This window comes from Streptomyces sp. P9(2023), from assembly GCF_032436795.1.
GTDB lineage: Bacteria > Actinomycetota > Actinomycetes > Streptomycetales > Streptomycetaceae > Streptomyces.
In genome coordinates this window covers 1-253 of record NZ_JAUPWM010000673.1, presented here as the reverse complement: position 1 = coordinate 253, position 253 = coordinate 1, and the positions used below count along the sequence as shown (strand labels likewise).

Genomic DNA, 253 nt, shown 5'->3' with positions numbered 1-253 from the left:
CGCACGAGATGGGCATGAGCCGTGATTTTGATGTGGTGTTTAACGTGGAGATCGGACTGATTGCTTTTGAGCATCAATTTGCCGCCGTGAGCCAATTTTTAAGCGGTTATTTTGATGTGGCCACCGAGGGCGCTGCGCTGCATGTGTCACCGCGCCACCGCCCCGAAATCAGCGCGGAAATCCGCTTTGGAGATGTGCCCCAATGAATGAGCTCGTGATTGATTTTAAATTTGCGTTTCAGGCAGCGTGGGCG

1 protein-coding gene is annotated in these 253 nt (G+C 53.0%); it reads left to right on the top strand.

The window, feature by feature from the left end; translation table 11 throughout:
- On the top strand, positions 1-206 hold a 206-nt coding region (locus Q5762_RS39075), incomplete at its 5' end, for a hypothetical protein (protein WP_315897071.1).
- Positions 207-253 lie beyond the last annotated feature (47 nt).